General features: G+C 64.6%; 20 protein-coding genes. All 20 read right to left on the bottom strand.

The genetic code is table 11. From position 1 onward, the window contains the following. Window position 1 precedes the first annotated feature (1 nt). The 20 genes from PAE61_RS07985 to PAE61_RS07890 all read right to left on the bottom strand — a co-directional run bounded on the left by PAE61_RS07985 (window position 2) and on the right by PAE61_RS07890 (window position 16,421). Window positions 2–217: a rcc01693 family protein gene (locus tag PAE61_RS07985; RefSeq protein ID WP_271114782.1), complete on the bottom strand. Its 216-nt coding sequence runs from the start codon at window positions 215–217 to the stop codon at window positions 2–4. Next, entirely contained in the window at window positions 214–528 is a 315-nt protein-coding gene (locus PAE61_RS07980) for a gene transfer agent family protein (protein WP_271114781.1), read from the bottom strand. The genes PAE61_RS07985 and PAE61_RS07980 overlap by 4 nt, the downstream gene beginning before the upstream one ends. Next, window positions 528–941: a phage major tail protein, TP901-1 family gene (locus PAE61_RS07975; RefSeq protein WP_271114780.1), complete on the bottom strand. Its 414-nt coding sequence runs from the start codon at window positions 939–941 to the stop codon at window positions 528–530. Before PAE61_RS07975 ends, PAE61_RS07980 begins: the two co-directional genes overlap by 1 nt. A gap of 10 nt (window positions 942–951) precedes the next feature. Continuing rightward, window positions 952–1,371: a DUF3168 domain-containing protein gene (locus PAE61_RS07970; protein ID WP_271114779.1), complete on the bottom strand. Its 420-nt coding sequence runs from the start codon at window positions 1,369–1,371 to the stop codon at window positions 952–954. Beyond that, window positions 1,368–1,703 (bottom strand): head-tail adaptor protein, encoded by a 336-nt coding sequence (locus PAE61_RS07965; RefSeq protein ID WP_271114778.1) that lies wholly within the window; start codon window positions 1,701–1,703, stop codon window positions 1,368–1,370. The genes PAE61_RS07970 and PAE61_RS07965 overlap by 4 nt, the downstream gene beginning before the upstream one ends. After that, the gene (locus tag PAE61_RS07960; RefSeq protein WP_271114777.1) at window positions 1,703–2,308 is read right to left on the bottom strand and encodes a head-tail connector protein; all 606 of its coding nucleotides are present in this window, start codon (window positions 2,306–2,308) and stop codon (window positions 1,703–1,705) included. The genes PAE61_RS07965 and PAE61_RS07960 overlap by 1 nt, the downstream gene beginning before the upstream one ends. Window positions 2,309–2,447: 139 nt before the next feature. Continuing rightward, a complete protein-coding gene (locus PAE61_RS07955; protein ID WP_271114776.1) occupies window positions 2,448–3,611 on the bottom strand; it encodes a phage major capsid protein in 1,164 nt (387 codons plus the stop codon). Between the two features lie 90 nt (window positions 3,612–3,701). Then, window positions 3,702–4,226, bottom strand: coding sequence for an HK97 family phage prohead protease (locus PAE61_RS07950; protein WP_271114775.1), 525 nt, complete (start codon window positions 4,224–4,226; stop codon window positions 3,702–3,704). Window position 4,227: 1 nt separating this feature from the next. Beyond that, complete coding sequence (locus PAE61_RS07945) at window positions 4,228–4,458, bottom strand: GTA head formation protein, RCAP_rcc01685 family (RefSeq protein ID WP_271114774.1); 231 nt, start codon at window positions 4,456–4,458, stop codon at window positions 4,228–4,230. 1 nt (window position 4,459) lies between these two features. Next, window positions 4,460–5,641 carry a phage portal protein gene (locus PAE61_RS07940; RefSeq protein ID WP_271114773.1) on the bottom strand — a complete coding sequence of 394 codons (1,182 nt, stop codon included), beginning with the start codon at window positions 5,639–5,641 and terminating at the stop codon, window positions 4,460–4,462. Window positions 5,642–5,951: 310 nt separating this feature from the next. Then, on the bottom strand, window positions 5,952–7,298 hold the full coding sequence (locus PAE61_RS07935; RefSeq protein ID WP_271115113.1) for a DNA-packaging protein: 1,347 nt from the start codon (window positions 7,296–7,298) through the stop codon (window positions 5,952–5,954). Next, window positions 7,249–7,599, bottom strand: a complete 351-nt coding sequence (locus PAE61_RS07930; RefSeq protein ID WP_271114772.1) for a BAR domain-containing protein — start codon at window positions 7,597–7,599, stop codon at window positions 7,249–7,251. Before PAE61_RS07930 ends, PAE61_RS07935 begins: the two co-directional genes overlap by 50 nt. Before the next feature lie 331 nt (window positions 7,600–7,930). Then, complete coding sequence (locus PAE61_RS07925; protein ID WP_271114771.1) at window positions 7,931–8,383, bottom strand: hypothetical protein; 453 nt, start codon at window positions 8,381–8,383, stop codon at window positions 7,931–7,933. Window positions 8,384–8,490: 107 nt separating this feature from the next. Then, window positions 8,491–9,663, bottom strand: a complete 1,173-nt coding sequence (gene mltG, locus PAE61_RS07920; protein ID WP_271114770.1) for an endolytic transglycosylase MltG — start codon at window positions 9,661–9,663, stop codon at window positions 8,491–8,493. Beyond that, window positions 9,663–10,925, bottom strand: coding sequence for a beta-ketoacyl-ACP synthase II (fabF, locus tag PAE61_RS07915; protein WP_271114769.1), 1,263 nt, complete (start codon window positions 10,923–10,925; stop codon window positions 9,663–9,665). Before fabF ends, mltG begins: the two co-directional genes overlap by 1 nt. A 127-nt stretch (window positions 10,926–11,052) precedes the next feature. Beyond that, window positions 11,053–12,063 carry an NADP-dependent oxidoreductase gene (locus PAE61_RS07910; RefSeq protein ID WP_271114768.1) on the bottom strand — a complete coding sequence of 337 codons (1,011 nt, stop codon included), beginning with the start codon at window positions 12,061–12,063 and terminating at the stop codon, window positions 11,053–11,055. A 138-nt stretch (window positions 12,064–12,201) separates the two neighbouring features. Continuing rightward, window positions 12,202–12,990, bottom strand: coding sequence for a crotonase/enoyl-CoA hydratase family protein (locus PAE61_RS07905; protein WP_271114767.1), 789 nt, complete (start codon window positions 12,988–12,990; stop codon window positions 12,202–12,204). Beyond that, window positions 12,987–13,850 (bottom strand): hydroxymethylglutaryl-CoA lyase, encoded by an 864-nt coding sequence (locus PAE61_RS07900; protein ID WP_271114766.1) that lies wholly within the window; start codon window positions 13,848–13,850, stop codon window positions 12,987–12,989. Before PAE61_RS07900 ends, PAE61_RS07905 begins: the two co-directional genes overlap by 4 nt. Continuing rightward, complete coding sequence (locus PAE61_RS07895) at window positions 13,843–14,493, bottom strand: glutathione S-transferase family protein (protein ID WP_271114765.1); 651 nt, start codon at window positions 14,491–14,493, stop codon at window positions 13,843–13,845. The genes PAE61_RS07900 and PAE61_RS07895 overlap by 8 nt, the downstream gene beginning before the upstream one ends. Next, window positions 14,490–16,421: an acetyl-CoA carboxylase biotin carboxylase subunit gene (locus PAE61_RS07890; RefSeq protein WP_271114764.1), complete on the bottom strand. Its 1,932-nt coding sequence runs from the start codon at window positions 16,419–16,421 to the stop codon at window positions 14,490–14,492. The genes PAE61_RS07895 and PAE61_RS07890 overlap by 4 nt, the downstream gene beginning before the upstream one ends. Window positions 16,422–16,459: the final 38 nt, after the last annotated feature.

Here is a 16,459-nt window from a genome sequence, read left to right as displayed (position 1 = left end):
TTCATATTCCGTCATGAGATTTCTCCTGATTATCGGGCCATTGCTGCATCAGCATGTCCAGCCGCGATCGTGTCATCGCTGCCGCGGATGGCCCCACGCCCAGCATCAGGGCCAGCTCGGCCGGAGTCAGGGACCAGAACTGCCCCGGATGCAGACCCAGACCCTGCATCCCGGCCCGCATCAGCCCCGGCCAGTCCAGCCCTGACGCCCCGCTCATTGCGGCACCACGAACGCCGCCGCCAGAAGCTGCGCCGCCGCCTGCGCAGCAGCAACCGCTCCGCCCGCGACATCGGTGCATAGCAGATCGTCCCGCGTACCGGACCAGCCGCCGCCACGCAGACCGGCCACGATGACATGGATCACATCCGCTGCCGAGAACCGGCCCGTCTCGAACCGCCCCGCCATCTCGACCAGAGAGCCGGTCGCAAGCTGCGTTTCCAGCTCTGCCAGCGCACCAAGGGTCAGCCTTGCCGCATGAGGCACCCCGTCCAGCGTGATCTCGACCTCACCGCGCATCGGGTTCACCATCACAGCGCCACGAAGCTGAGCGCACCGGCACTTGCCAGCGCGATGTCATAGGTCGCTTCGCCGTTATGATTGCCCGCATATTCCAGCGAGGTGATCTGGAACGGCCCCTCGACAATGCCGAAATCCGGGATGATCACCTGACAGCGCGGAATTTCACCGTCAAAGAACACCTGCCGCGCACGGCCATCGCTTGCCGCATCGCGGAACACGCCCGACCCCGAGACCGAGGCCGAACGCACACCCGCCCCACCCAGCAACTCACGCCAGCGGCCCGCGCTTTCCAGACTGGTGACATCCACCGTCTCGGCGTTGAACCCGATACGGGTGGCGCGGAGACCGGCAACGGTCTCAAACTCTCCGGCACCGCTCATATCCATCTTGATCAGCAGATCGCGTCCGTTCTGTACTGCCATGATTTTCTCCTCAGGCCAGATCCATCAGCGCACGGAAGGTCAGATCGACCCGCCTTTCGGCGCTGTTTTCCACCCGCTTGGCGCGGGCATTCAGAAACCACAGACCGGCGACATGGCCGGTCTGCGTCGTCAACTCGGTCGTTTCGAGTGCGGCGCTCACCGCATCGGCGGCGCGTTTGACAGCGGCAAACCCAGCCGCCTGATCGGTCCCGGCAAGAACCGAAACCACGAAATCATGCCGGGCCGCTCCACCGCCGGAATCGGGCAGGCCGACAACCCTTTCGGGTCCCAGCGAGATATAAACCCCGCTTGGCGGATCTATCGGCACAGCGTCGTAAACCGCATCGCCGACCTGCTCCGCCACTGCGGGATCCGCCAGCAGGCACTGATAAACCGCGCCCTGAAGCGCTGCGGATGCGCGATAGCTCATGCGCGTTCCTCCTTTGCCACGATATCCAGAAAGCGGCCCGCCGGATCGGCCTCTGCCACGGCGTCGATCCGGAAGATCCGCGCCCCCATGCGCAGACGCTGCCCCGCAACCGGCCTGCGCGGATCGCCCTCGGGAAAGCCGCGCAGCGTGATCGTCCAGAGCAGCAGCGTCTCGGCCCCGGCCTGCGCCCCGCGCAACCGGCCCGAGCGGCGTTTCATCCGCGCGTACACCACCCCGACAGCCCGCCAGACAATCCGCGAGCCGCCCATCCCGTCCCCGACGCGCTCTCCGGTTTCCAGCACCAGCGGAACACTCAGACGCGGCGCCTCCATCAGCGGGCCCCCCGTCCGGCCAGCACCCGCACCGCACGCCAGCGTTCGATCAGCGCACTGACCCCCATCGGAAACGCATGACGTGCCGACTGATCTCCGCGATCCTCGTAATAGCGCGTGGCCAGCATCAGCACCGCCTGCGCAAGATCGGCAGGCACGCCCTCCCAGTTTTCCGAAAACCCCGCCGTAAAGCAGATAACCACGCAGGAACCCTGCGGCATGACGGGCCATGCACCGCCGCGGGGCCGGATCACCGGGCGCATGATATCATCGACCAGAACCCAGCGATCCGGCGGCAACGCGCGGGGCTGATCGCCCCCCTGCTGGATCTCGACCGACTGAACCGCGCTGACCGGCGCCATCGGCAGCGCCTGAGCCGCCGGGTCCCGCCAGCCCCCGATCACCATCCGATAGGCGCGGCGCAGCAGCACCTTGCCCGTGCGCCCCTCGATGGCGCTGATCGCGGCGCGGAGAAACCCGGCCAGGGCGCGATCCTCATCGGCGGTCTCCGCCAGCTCGAAACCCGAGCCGAGCCGCAGATGAGACCGCAATGCGGCGACAGGCAGAACCGCATCTGGCGGTGTCGTTTCCTCGACAAGTATCATCCCGAACCTCCCGTCCGAAACAGGCCAAACTGGCCGGATGTTCACAGGGAAAGCCGCGCCGGCACACCGCCCCGGGCATGCGCGGACAGTTGCTGAACCGGCAGGGAAAGGCCGGCGCGGCCCTCGACGGCCCGAAAGATCAGGCGCCGAACTTCAGGGCTTTCATGGCACGGCCATCGACCAGCCCGCCGCCGACACGCTTGCTGGCATAGAACAGCACATGCGGCTTGGCCGAGAACGGATCGCGCAGAACACGCAGTTCCGGGCGCTCGGCAATCGTGTAGGCCGTCCTGAAATCGCCAAACAGGATCGAGCGGCTTCCATCCGCGATCTCGGGCATTTCCTCGACGGACATCACCGGATAGCCAAGCAGCCGCGCAGGCTCTCCGGCGCTGAGACTATCCGCCCAGATAAACCGCCCATCCGCATCTTTCAGCTTGCGGATCGCAGCGGCGGTTTTCGAGCTCATCACGAAGGCCGCATTGGCGCGATACGCCGCCGGAAGCGCATAAACCAGATCGATCAGCGTCTCGGCCCCCTTGCCCGGGACAAACCCGCCCGCCGCGCCGGTCTTGATCTCACCGATCGTGCCGATCCCGCCAATGCCGGAACTGTCGAAAGCACCCTTGAGCAGACCCAGAGGCTGATCCATCCCGCTGCCATGCAGGAAAGCATAGGTCTCGGCGCGGATGAATTTCTGCGCAATGCGCCCGGCCAGCCATGTTTCCACATCGAATGCAGCATCGTCCAGCAGACGCTGGCTTGCCTTCGGCATCGCCGACAATTCATGCAACGGAACGGTCACACGCTCGACCGTCGACGCGGCGGTCTCGGCGGCGTCATTTTCAGAGGCCCAGCCGGTCACCATTTCGTCGCGGTCAACCAGCACATCATAGCTTGCCGCCTCGACGGTGACGACATTGGCAAGCGCACGCAGCGAAACCGACCCGGACAGCACATCCTGAACCGTTTCAGACACTGCCGGAGCCGCCAGAAACCCGCCATCGCTCGCTGCCGTCAGCCCTTTTTCTTCGACCGAGAGACCCCGCAGCCCGGTATCGTCGCCATTGCGCAGATAGGCATTGAACGCCTTCTGATGCGGCACTTCCGGCGCGGCCTCCGTCGAAAGCGGGCTGCGGGCGCGGAATGCGGTCTTGCGTTCAAACATGCTCATGCGTTCATCCTGTGCAGTCAGTTTCTTCTCGATATCCTGGCGAAATCCTCTGAGTTCCTCGACAAAACCCAAAAGCGCACCCTTCAGCTCGCCGGGAGCGCCCTGCGCCCCGGTCGTGACCTCTGTCATCGGCCTCTCCTTACTGATGATCGGACCAGTGGCCCGGCTGTGCGGACGAAGCCTCAGCCCCCGCCCGAACCTCATGGCACCGCGCCGGGCTCAGCCCCGCAGTGCCTCCGTCGCTGCAATCAGCGCCGCAGCGAAATCCTCCGGCGTCTCTCCCTTCCGGCCCAACTTGGCCTCGGGCAGCATCGGAAACGTGACCAGCGAGACCTCCCAAAGCTCAACCTCGCGCAGCACCCGGCGACCCTTGCCGTCCTTCTCGGCCCGGATCGTGCGATACCCGATGGACAGCCCGTCAATCGCACCCGCCCCGATCAGCGTCGCAGCCTCCTGCGCCAGCGTCACGCCCTCCAGCAACCGCCCGCGCACGAACAGCCCCGTCGCATCCTCTCGGATCTCGTCCCAGACGCCGATGGGCTTCGCCGGATCGTGCTGCCACAGCATCCGCACCTTGTCGCCCCGCGAAGCCAGTCTCGCCAGCGAGGCACCAAACGCCCCAGCCCCGACGATATCTCCACCCTGATCAGGCATCCCGAACCGGCTGGCATAGCCCTCGATTACGGCACCCTCGCGCATCACCGGCCTGCCACCGGCGAATTTCATCTCCAAACCGCTTTCCATCTCAGACTCCGTTAGATGCAAATTCGATCAGCGACTGCACGGCCTGCGTCAGGATCACGGCCACCACGCCGTAGACCGTCATCCACAGCCGCTTTTCCAGCCCCTCGATCAGCGCCTCGATCCGCTCCAGCCGCTTTTCCACGGCCCCGAATTGCAGCGCCATGACCCGTTCCTGCGCCTCGAACCGCAGATGATGCGGATCGAGGCTTTCGACAAAGCGCGACCCCTCCATCTCAGCCCTCCACCGGCGGCAGACCCAGCAAGGCGCGTTTCTCGGGATCGCTGAGGAAAGACACCTCACCGATCCGCTTCCATTGCTGATCCCGCTCCCCGGCAAGCGCAGGGATCTGATCCGGGTCGGGCCGCAAATCGACCTCTTCCCCCTGATGCTCGGACAGGAACCACGCGACCGAGGCCGCCACGCGGCTGACCAGTGGCAGCACCGTCAGCCGGTAAAACGCCCGATGCGCCTCGGCATAATTTGCATATGTCGCGTCCCCCGGTATCCCGATCAGCATCGGCGGCACGCCAAAAGCCTGCGCGATCTCGCGCGCGGCGGCCTGCTTGGTCTGGTGAAACTCCATATCCGAGGGCGAGAACCCCATCGGCTTCCAGTCCAGCCCGCCTTCCAGCAGCATCGGACGGCCCGCATTCCGTGCGCCCTGATGATGCGTCTCCATCTCGATGGTCAGCCGCTCATATTGCTCCGCCGAGAGGTTCCCCTGCCCATCCGGCCCCTTATAGACAATCGCCCCCGAGGGCCGCGCCGCGTTGTCCAGCAGCGCCTTCGACCATGCCGAGGCGCTGTTATGCACATCCACCGCCACCGCCGCCGCCTGCAACGGAGACAGCCCGTAATGATCGTCGCTCGGGTGAAAGCTGCGAATATGGCAGACCGGATCGGGACTGCCGGTCATATCGAAGCGATGCTTGCGCCCGCCCACCGCATATTCAAACGCCACCGGCCAGCCATCCGCCCCCGGCACAACGCTCATCCGGTCGGACCGCAGCACATGCAGCTCTGCCGGAAGCCCGTCACCCGAACCAACCGCCTCAAGATAGCCGTTCCCGCTCAGCAGGATCTGCCCGTACAACGCCTCGAACAGCTCGGCCCGCCCCTGTCCCGGATTGGGCCTGCGCAGCAATTCCAGCACCGGATGCGTGTCATAGCGCCGCCCGGCATCCTGACAGATCAAAGGCACCGCCGCAGCCGCCTCGGCAATCAGCCGCACGGCCCGGAACCCCACAGGATTGCCGATAAACCCGCCCCGTGTCAGCGAGCCAGTATCCCGCGCCGACCAGACCACGCGCCCCGCCGCAGCCGCAGCCACCGAGGCCACCCGCCCCGCCGCACTCGCCTTCTTCTCGATCACCGGCGCGGCCCCGGCCTGCCGTGAAAACAAACGAAACGCCATGCCTCGCCTCCATTCCGTTCCATGAAAAAAAGCCGCCCCACCCGGACGGCCCCTCACGCCTCATCGCTCGACCAACGCGACCGACGATGCTTCTTCTTCACATAAATACCCAATTCCCAAACTCAGTCCTGACGACCCGGCCCGGAATCGAGGGGCGCAGCCCCGCCGGGCCAGCGTCCGACCGCCCCCAGGGCGGACGCTTCTTCGCCCGTCCACGCCGAACAACCGTCCAACGGGAATGCCCTATAAAGCACCCTGCAAAACCACCAGCAGCGTCCCCCCGCGGTCTCCCGCTGCCCCTCTGCCCCGCTCACAAACTCCGCATCATCGGCCGCCTGAACCCGCTCGCAGGCTCGATCATCAGCGCGTGGATCGCCCAGACCATCGCATCCAGCCTGTCCGGCGACCCCGCCCCCTCATAGCCGCGCAGCGTCATCCGGCACATCTGGTCCTCCAAGGCGCCAAGCGTTGGCCCGCGCAGATGCTTCACCCGCCCCTGCTCATACAAGGCCGCAACAGGCTCGGCCCGCAGCGCCTTGCCCCGCGCCGCCCGCAACGCCCGGAACGGCACCAGCGGATCGACCTGCCGGACCACGGTTTCGACCAGATCGCCGCCCTGATTGACCTCGGCCACCAGGCGCTCGGCCTTGTGCCGGTCCATCGCCGCAATCGCCGCCCGCGCCCACTCGACCGGGCTGCCCTTCACGGAAACATCCTCGATCACATAGGCCCGCCAGTCCTTCGGCTCGCCCTTCGTGACCACCCCGGCAACGACGATCCCGCATTCATCCGACGCCGCCCCCGAGGACACCGCCGGATCGACCGCCACCACCACCCGATCAAGCGCAGGCAGAAGATCGACCCGGGCGCCCTCGATCATGCCGGTGGTCCATAACGCCCCCTCGACATCTTCCAGCAGCACGCCCTCCAGCTCCTGCCGCCCGATCCTTGTGCCGCCATAACGTGCCTCGACCTCGGCCAGAAAGCTTTCCGCCAGATAGGCCCGGTTCGCATCGGTCGGCGCATGGGTCGTCACCGTCGAGGCGCTTTGCAGGATCCGCTTCAGCACCTCGACATTCTTCGGCGTCGTCGTCACCACCTGCTGCGGATGCGCACCCAACCGCAGCGCGAATTGCAGCATGTCCCATGCATCCCCGGCCTTTTTCCACTTGGCCAGCTCATCGACCCAGGCCGCATCGAACTGAGGCCCCCGCAGTGCCTCAGGTTCATGCGCCGAGAACGCCATCACAACCGCCCCGTTCGGCCAGACCAGCCGCCGCCGCGTCGCTTCCCAGACCGGACGCCGGTCGGGCGGCGAGCACGCCAGAATGCCGCTATCGCCGAACACCATCACCTCGCGGACCTGATCGAAGGTCTCCCCCACCAACGCCACCCGCGAACATTCCCCCGGCGCGTCCGCCACGGCACCCTCGACCTTGCGTCGCACCCATTCCGACCCGGCACGGGTCTTGCCCGCACCGCGCCCGCCCATGATCACCCAGCTTTTCCAGTCGCCCGCGGGCGGCAATTGATGTGGCAAGGCCCAGAACTCGAACAACCACGGCAGGCTCGCCAACGCATTATCGCTCAACCCGTCCAGAAACGCGTCAACCTCCTCCGGCGCGGCGGAGGCAAGCCAGGCGGCGCCCGATTTCATCCCGTGCGGCATCGAGGTCGAACACGCCATCCCCGACGGCTCCGGCAGCTTCCTTGCGTAGTTTTTCAACCTTGTTCCTTTCCTCGATCATCAGATGCGTGGCCGAACGAAGCTCTCGTGCGACTTTCACCGCATCCTTCAGCCCGTCCGTCTCGCCATCCCGGATCTTCTGCCGCAGGATCGTCAGATCCTCGGCACAGCCCCGGAACAACTGCCCCGCAATGTCGATATCATCCATGCCCGAGCGGGGCAGAAACGGCCCCTCTGGCTGTCCCTTCCCCGGATCGAAATTTACTGTCATGCACCCATGCCCCGCCTCGTGATCTGTCCGCACGAGCCGAGAAACGAAAAAACGGCCAGAGGTCAGTGACCCGGCCGCTTGCCCATTTCTCCCAGCATGTGAAATTTCTACCCACGAGCGTTCGCAAAGTCAATCGCACAATTATTAATTGTGTCCGTTAACCGACTTTCACGCAAGGATAAAAGGCCGGAACGCTGCGCAACACCATCCGGGCGCAGCCGCGCAACACCCCGGCGAAGCTCCCTGAAAACGACAGAATCAAACCGCCATGCGGCACGAAAAAAGGCGGCAGCCAAAGCCACCGCCCCCCAGAATTCGGACCCTATGCGCTTCAGGCCTTATCCAACGCGCCTTTTCCATCCGCCTTGGCACGCGCCTCGGTCGCGGCGGCCACGGCGTTGCTGGCCTCATCCTGCACCTGCTGCGCATAGGCGACCATATTGGCGGCATAGGCCTCGTACCAATCGGCAGTTTCCTCGGCCTGCATGGCCTGCGCCTTCTGCCGCATCTCCTCGCCCTTGGCGCGGGTATCGGCAACGGCCTTATCCCAGTCTGTCTTGGCCTGCTGCCACTGGGCTTTGACCTCGGTGCTGGCTTCGTCGAAATAGCCCTGAATCTGCTTGTTCAGCTCTGCCTGACGCTGCTCGGCGGATTCGCGCCATTTCCGGGCACTTTCTTCCAGATCGTTATTCTTCTCGCGCATATCTTCCTGCCATTTGGCGATGCGCTTCTCGAAATCCTCGGCGCTGCGGGCAAGGGACGAAAACATATCCGACAGTTTCATAGCATGTCTCCATGATGGGAAGTTCAGACAAAGACGTTGCAGGACAACAAAAAACCCCCGCGCCGGGTTCCGGGCGGGGGTTCCTGAAACAGCATGGCAACGCGAAACTAGCCGCCCGTTGTCGGCTGCCCCGCCGCACGCTCTGCCTCGATTTCACGCCAGCGGGCGACATTGGCGTTATGTTCTTCCAGCGTCCGCGCAAAGGCATGACCGCCCGAGCCATCCGCAACGAAGAAGATATAATCCGTCTGCGCAGGGTTCAGCGCCGCCTGAATCGCCGCACGTCCCGGATTGGCGATCGGAGTCGGCGGCAGACCGTCGATCTGATAGGTGTTCCAGTCGGTGCGGGTGTCCAGCTCGGACCGGCGCAGGCCGCGATCCAGAACGCCGCGCCCCTCGGTCACGCCATAGATCACGGTCGGGTCGGTTTCCAGCCGCATTCCCTGCTCAAGCCGGTTCACGAAGACGCTGGCAACAACCTCGCGTTCCTCGGCGATGCCGGTTTCCTTCTCGACGATAGAGGCCATAATCAAAGCCTCTTCCGGGCTGTCATAGGGCAGACCGAAAAGCCGCGCATCCCACGCTGCCTGAAGGATCGCCGCCTGACGTTCCTCCATAAGATCCAGCAACTCGCCACGATCCTCGCCACGCGCGACCTCATAGCTGTCAGGGGCAAGCGATCCCTCATCGGGCACCTCTGAGATCTCACCCGACATGAAATCGGCCCGCTTCAGCCCCTCGACGATCTGCCAGCTTGTCACCCCTTCGGCGATGGCAACGCGCAGACGCGCATCGGGCTGATCCTCGGCATCGGCGATGGGCTGCGGCTTAGTTTCGACGGCGGGATCGTATTTCACCCGCTCTTCATACTGGCCCGTCTGCGGGTTGATATCCCGCAGTACGACCGAATCCGCCCGGACCCCGATGCGATAGATCACCTCGGTGCCGCAGGTCGAAGGACCGCCCTCGGTGATGACACCGACGATATCCTCCATGCTGGCCTCGGGCTGAACCAGATAAGAGCCGAATTTCAATTCCCGTGACTTGCCAGCCGCATCGGCCCCGGCACGGAAAATATAGGCATTCGAGATCGCGCCCTGCCCCTCAAGCTGCTTGCTGACGGCGGCAAGGCTGGCGCCCCGCGCAATCTGCACACATTGCGCGATCTGGCTGGGACCGGCGCCGGAATATTGCGCCCGGCCCCAGGCAATCGCTCCCGCCACCGCGATCAGGATCACAATCGCAAGCGTCAGGAAATTCGATACGATGTTCTTCCACATCAGTCGCGGACCTTCCCCACGATCAGGCAGGCATTCGTCCCGCCAAATCCGAAGCTGTTGGACAGCGCCACGTCGATCTTGCGGCGCACGGCGGCATTGGCGGCAAGGTCAAGCACCGGCTCGACCGCGGGATTATCCAGATTGATCGTCGGCGGAGCGATCTGGTCGCGCACGGCAAGCACGCTGAAAATCGCCTCGACCGCACCGGCAGCGCCCAGCAAATGACCGATGCTGGATTTCGTGGACGACATCGTGACCTTCCCGGCATGATCCCCAAGCAGGCGCTCTACGGCACGCAGCTCAATTGTATCTGCCATAGTCGAGGTGCCATGTGCGTTCACATAATCGATATCGGCCGGTTCCAGCCCGCCATTTTTCAGCGCCGCCTGCATGGCGCGGAAACCCCCGTCGCCATCCTCCGAGGGCGCGGTGATGTGATACGCATCTCCCGACAACCCGTAACCCAGCACCTCGGCATAGATCTTCGCGCCGCGTGCCTTCGCGTGCTCATATTCCTCCAGCACGACACAGCCCGCGCCCTCACCCATGACGAACCCGTCGCGTTCAGCATCATAGGGACGGCTTGCGGCCTGCGGATCATCGGCACGTTTGGTGGACAGAGCCTTGCAGGCATTGAACCCGGCAATGCCGATCTCGCTGATCGGGGATTCCGCCCCGCCCGCGACCATCACATCCGCATCGCCCAGCATGATCAGCCGCGCCGCGTCGCCGATGGCATGAGCGCCCGTCGAACAAGCCGTCACAACCGAATGGTTCGGCCCCTTGAACCCGAACCGGATCGAGACCTGCCCGGAAACCAGATTGATCAGCGCCCCGGGAATAAAGAACGGAGAAACCCGCTTCGGCCCGCGCTCCTTGATCAGAACCGCCGTTTCGGCAATCGAGGTCAGCCCCCCGATCCCCGAGCCGATCATGACCCCGGTGCGCAGCTTTTCTTCATCCGAAATATCTTCCCAGCCCGCATCCCTGACCGCCTGCGTCGCGGCAGCCATGCCATACAGGATGAAATCATCGACCTTGCGGCGGTCCTTGGGCTCCATCCAGTCATCGGGGTTGAAGGTGCCATCGCTGCCATCGCCGACCGGGATTTCGCAGGCATATTTCGTCGTCACATTCCCGGCATCGAACCGGGTAATCGGTCCGGCCCCGGACTGCCCGTCCAGCAGGCGCTCCCATGTGGCTTCGACGCCCGAGGCCAGCGGCGTGACCATTCCCAGCCCGGTGATGACAACCCTGCGCATTCTGCGTTTTCCTTTATTTGCTCGCGATTTCCGCCGTGATACACGCGAGGTGCGCCACGCGCAATGTCGCGATGGACCGACCGGGACCGCCCGTCGCAAATGGCGGAATTCCCCGTATCGTCCGGCCCTAGGCCTCCGCCATCCTGACCACGACCTTGCCTTTCGCACGGCCCGCTTCAAGATAGGCCATCGCCTCGCCGATCTCTGCGAAGGGAAAGACGCGGTCGATCACCGGGATCAGCCTGCCGGTTTCGACAAGCCCGGCCAACTCGGCCAGTTCCGATCCGCTCGGATGCATGAACAGAAAGCGATAGCGCACATCATGTTCCCGCGCTATCTTGCGCAGTTTCCTTGAAATCAGCCAGAAAATTCCCGTCAGCAGCGGACCGGCTGCAAGATCCTTGCGGGCCGTCACCGGCTCTGGAACACCGGCAACCGAGATCACCAGACCGCCCGGCCTGACCACCTTGAACGAGGCTTCCAGAGAGTCCCCGCCAAGCAGATCGAAAACGCCGTCCATATCGCTGAGCCGGTCCTGAAATCGCTCTTTCGTGTAATCAATCACGTGATCCGCCCCAAGCCGCGTGACCAGCTCGCGTCCGCGCTCGGATGCGGTCGTCGTGACCTCGGCCCCCAGCCATTTTGCGATCTGGATGGCAAAACTCCCGACACCGCCCGCACCGCCGGTGATCAGGACACGGCTTCCGGGCCCCAGCCCCATCTCATCGCGCAGAGCCTGCAATGCCGTCAGCCCGGCCAGAGGCACGCCCGCCGCCGTGACCAGATCAAGCCCTTCCGGCACCCGCGCCAGAAGATCGCCGGGCACCACCGCATATTCCGCGAAAGCCGACATCCGGTCCTTCCGCATCCGCGCGAAAACCCGGTCACCCGGCGCAAATCCCTGTATGCCCTCGCCGACAGATTCGACGATGCCCGAGAGTTCATTGCCCATCGTCACGGGCAAAGGAAAACGCTGAACCGCTTTCAGATCGCCTTGCCGGATCTTGAAATCCACCGGGTTCAGCCCCGCCGCATGAACCCTCAGCAGGACCTCGCCGGGTCCGGGCCGGGGCTTGTCGATCTCACGCAGTTCCGCCACGTGCGGCCCGCCATAGCGGGTCATCTGGAAGGCTTTCATCGTCGACCTCTCGCGCCAGTCTTTGGGGTTCGGCACTCAATCAAAGCCGCGCAGAGAAAACTTCAACCCCGGCGCATCCCGAAACCGGCAGGCGGAAACCAGATTTTACGTCAGGTTCACATAACCGAAACGCAGGGATTACCCTTGCTGCCAGCGAGGCTTGCGCTTGTCGAAAAACGCCGCAATGCCCTCGGGGGCCTCATCGCCCTCCCAGACCGCGATCAGCCGGTCAATCGTGTCGTCGATCACGGCCTCGTCAATCCGGGGACCAAGCGCCCTCGTCAGCCGCTTCGCCTCGGCCACGGCAGAGGGGGCGCAGTCCAGATACGGCGCGACCTCTGCCGCGATCAGCGCGTCCAGATCGCCGGGGTCGGCCAGACGGGCAACAAGGTTCAGCGTCACCGCCTCTTCCGCGCCGAAGATCCGGCCCGACATGAAGACGCGCCGCGCCTTGTCCTCACCCATCCGGGCCAGAACATACGGCCCGATGGTGGCCGGGATCAGCCCCAGCTTTGTCTCGGTCAGGCCGAATTTCGCCTCGCGCACCGCGACGACCACATCGCAGACCGACATCATGCCGACCCCGCCGCCGAATGCGTTGCCGTGCACCCGCCCGATCAGAGGCTTCGTCATGGTGTTCATCGCATGCAGCATCATCGCCAGCTTCCGCGCCCCGGCCCGCCGTGTCGCGGCATCGGCGTCGATCTGCTGCCGCATCCAGCCCAGATCGCCGCCCGCGCAAAAGGCCGGACCCTCGGCGGCAAGGATGACGACGCGCACCTCATCATCGGCGCTCAGTGCGCCCGCCGCATCGGTCAGTTCTTCCAGCATCCGCTCGGACAGGGCGTTGCGCTTTTCCGGCAGCGCCAGCGTCAGCGCAGAGACTCCACGCGTGTCGGTCTCGATCCGGATCGTGTCATAGCTCATGCGCTTTCTCCCTGCCGCAATCCCCGCGCGAAATCGGCGGCGCGGGCAATCTGTTCCATGTCCAGCCCGGTCTCATATCCCGCAGCGGCCAGATGCGCGGCCACCTTCTCGGTCGCGACATTGCCCTTGGCGCCCGGCGCATAGGGGCAACCGCCAAGCCCGCCGACAGCGGCGTCGAACACCCTGACACCGCGCGTAAGGCTCGCATCGATATTGGCCAGCGCGCGCCCTGCAGTGTCGTGATAATGCCCCGCCAGCCGCTCGGCGGGCACATGGTCCAGCACCGCCGTCAGCATCGCGTCGATGGTTTCGGGACGCCCCTGCCCGATCGTATCGCCAAGGCTGATTTCATAGCATCCCATCGCCGACAGCGCCGCCGCCACGCGGGCAACATTGCCGGGCGGAGTCGGCCCGTCAAAAGGACAATCCGTCACCACGCTGACATAGCCGCGCACCTTGATGCCATCCGCCTTCGCAGCCTCCATGACCGGGGCGAAACGCTCCAGGCTTTCATCAATCGTCGCGTTGAGATTGGCCTTGCTGAACCCTTCCGAGGCCGAGGCGAACACCGCCACCTCATCGGAGTAGGCCGCCTTCGCGCCTTCATATCCCTTCATATTCGGCGTCAGCACCGCATAGCTGACCCCGGCAACGCGCCCGATCCCCGCCATGACCTGCGCCGCATCGGCCATTTGCGGCACCCATTTCGGGCTGACGAAGCTGGTCACCTCGATCCGCCGGAACCCCGCGCCCGACAGCAGATCGATAAGCGCGATCTTTTCGGCAGCCGGGATCAGCCGCTTTTCATTCTGCAGCCCGTCCCGCGGGCCCATTTCAAAGATCTCGACCCGCTCAGCCATCGGGCAGCTCATAGAAATCGCGGGTGTAAAGCGGGTTTTCGCCCGAAGCTTTCACCGCCGCATAGCCGGGCCGCGCCATCATCCGGTCGCGATACGCGGCGAAATTCGGGAAATCGGTCTCATGCAGAAAGCGGAACGTGGCATAAAGATTAAACCCGAACATGCAATCTGCGGCAGAGAACCCTGATTTCAGGATATATTCCCGATCCTGCAAATGCCGCTCAAGCGCCTTCGCAGTCACCGCAAGCCGCATCGTATCCAGCTTCATATGCGGGACAGAACGTGCCGCTTCGGGCCGCAAAAACACATGATGGATATTGAGCGCCTGAAGCTGATAGGCTTGGGTCTCGGCAAAGCTGACCCATTCCAGAAAATCCGCGCGTTCGGTTTCGCCGGATTTCGGTGCCAGCCTGCCCTCGCGCTCGGTCAGATATTGCACAATCGCGCCGGATTCGAAGATCGCCCGCCCGTCGATTTCCAGCGCCGGGATACGGCCCGCCGGGGATAGGTCACGAAATTCCGGGGTCCGCAGCGAGCCATCCGTCAGCGACCATGTGCGAAGTTCGTATTCCAGCCCAAGCTCTTCCAGCAGCCACAGGATCCGGTCGGATCGTGAGCCCGGAATATGGTGCAAACGGATCATGCCGCCTCCTCCTGTTCCTCAAGCCGGATCAGAGGGGCCCCCGCCTCGACCTGATCGCCCGCCGCCGCCAGCACCTCGGCGACAACCCCGTCGCGTGAGGCGGTCAGCGTATGTTCCATCTTCATCGCCTCCAGCACGGCCAGTCGGTCGCCTTCCTGAACCGCCTGCCCGGCCTCGACGAATACCGCCTTGACCAGCCCCGGCATGGGCGACAGCGTCAGCGCATTGCCCGCTTCGGCACCGGCCCGGTCCAGCGGGTCCAGCGGTTTCAGCGTCACCGAGCGTCCCCCGAACACGCTGACCCCCGCCGGATGCCGCACAACCCTTGAGCGCCGCGGGCTGCCATCCACCCACCAGCGGCCACCCTGCTGGCGGATCTCATGCGTCACCCCGTCCAGCGTGACACGGGCCTGACCGGGACCCAGCGCCTCCAGCACAGCCTCGCCGCCCTCCCATGTGACGGTGCGCCGCATGGGCTGCCACAAGGTGACACCGGCGCGGGTTTCGGGATCGTCCAGCCCGGCCACGCCAAGCGCCGCAAGCGCCACACTGCGCGGATCGGGCTCCGACCCGGCGATCAGATCGTCGAGATCGCGGGCGATCAGCCCGGTATCGACCTCTCCCTTGCGAAACCCGCCATGCCGGGTCAGGGCGATCAGGAATTCCAGATTTGTGACACTGCCCGCAACCTCTGTGTCGATCAGCGCGGTCTCAAGCGCCCTGAGCGCAATTGCCCGTGTCGGCCCATAGGTGACGATCTTGGCGATCATCGGGTCATACCACGGGCTGATCTCATCGCCGGGACGCACGCCGGTTTCGATCCGCGCATGTTCGGGAAATTGCAGATGGGCAAGCCTGCCGGTCGCGGGCAGAAACCCGGCGGGCACGTCTTCGGCATAAAGCCGCGCCTCGAAAGCATGGCCGGTGATCGACAGATCCTCCTGTCTGGCAGGCAGGGTCTCACCCGAGGCGACACGCAACTGCCATTCGACCAGATCGACCCCGGTGATCAGCTCGGTCACGGGATGCTCGACCTGAAGGCGGGTATTCATCTCCATGAACCAGAACCCGTCCTCGCGCAGCCCGTCACTGCCATCGACGATGAATTCAATGGTTCCCGCCCCTTTATACCCGATGGCCTCGGCGGCGCGGACCGCCGCCGCGCCCATGACCTTTCGGACCCGGGCGGGCATATCGGGCGCAGGAGCCTCTTCGATCACCTTCTGATGGCGGCGCTGAAGCGAGCAGTCCCGCTCGAACAGATGGACGGCACGGACACCATCGCCGAAAACCTGCACCTCGATATGGCGTGGCTGGAGGATATATTTCTCGATCAGCACATCGGCATTGCCGAAGGCGGTCCTGGCCTCGCCCTGCGCCGAGGCAAGCGCATCGGCGAAATCCTTCGGATCGTCGACCCGCCGCATGCCCTTGCCGCCGCCACCCGCGACGGCCTTGATCAGCACCGGATAGCCGATCCGCCCGGCTTCCTCGGCAAGGAAAGCAGGGTCCTGATCCTTGCCGTGATAGCCCGGCACGACCGGCACACCGGCCTGTTCCATCAGCGCCTTGGCCGCATCCTTCAGCCCCATCGCCCGGATCGCCTTCGCCGAGGGGCCGATAAAGACCAGCCCGGCTTTCTCGACCGCATCGACGAAGTCGGGGTTCTCGGACAGGAACCCATAGCCCGGATGGATCGCCTCGGCCCCGGTTTCCTGCGCGGCGCGGATAATCGCATCACCCCGCAAATAGCTGTCGGCAGGGGCAGGCCCGCCCAGATGAACGGCCTCATCCGCCATCGCCACATGCCGCGAGGCGCGGTCCGCGTCAGAGTAAACGGCAACGGTGGCCACACCCAGCCTGCGGCATGTATCAATGACTCGGCAGGCGATTTCGCCGCGATTGGCGATCAGGATCTTCTGGAACATGACGGCTCCTTTCCGCTATGGGCCGCGCTTGCGGCGAC

It is taken from the genome of Paracoccus aerodenitrificans, from assembly GCF_027913215.1.
Lineage (GTDB): Bacteria > Pseudomonadota > Alphaproteobacteria > Rhodobacterales > Rhodobacteraceae > Paracoccus > Paracoccus aerodenitrificans.
The sequence above is the reverse complement of the archived record's forward strand: the minus strand, read 5'-3'. Positions and strand labels throughout refer to the sequence as shown.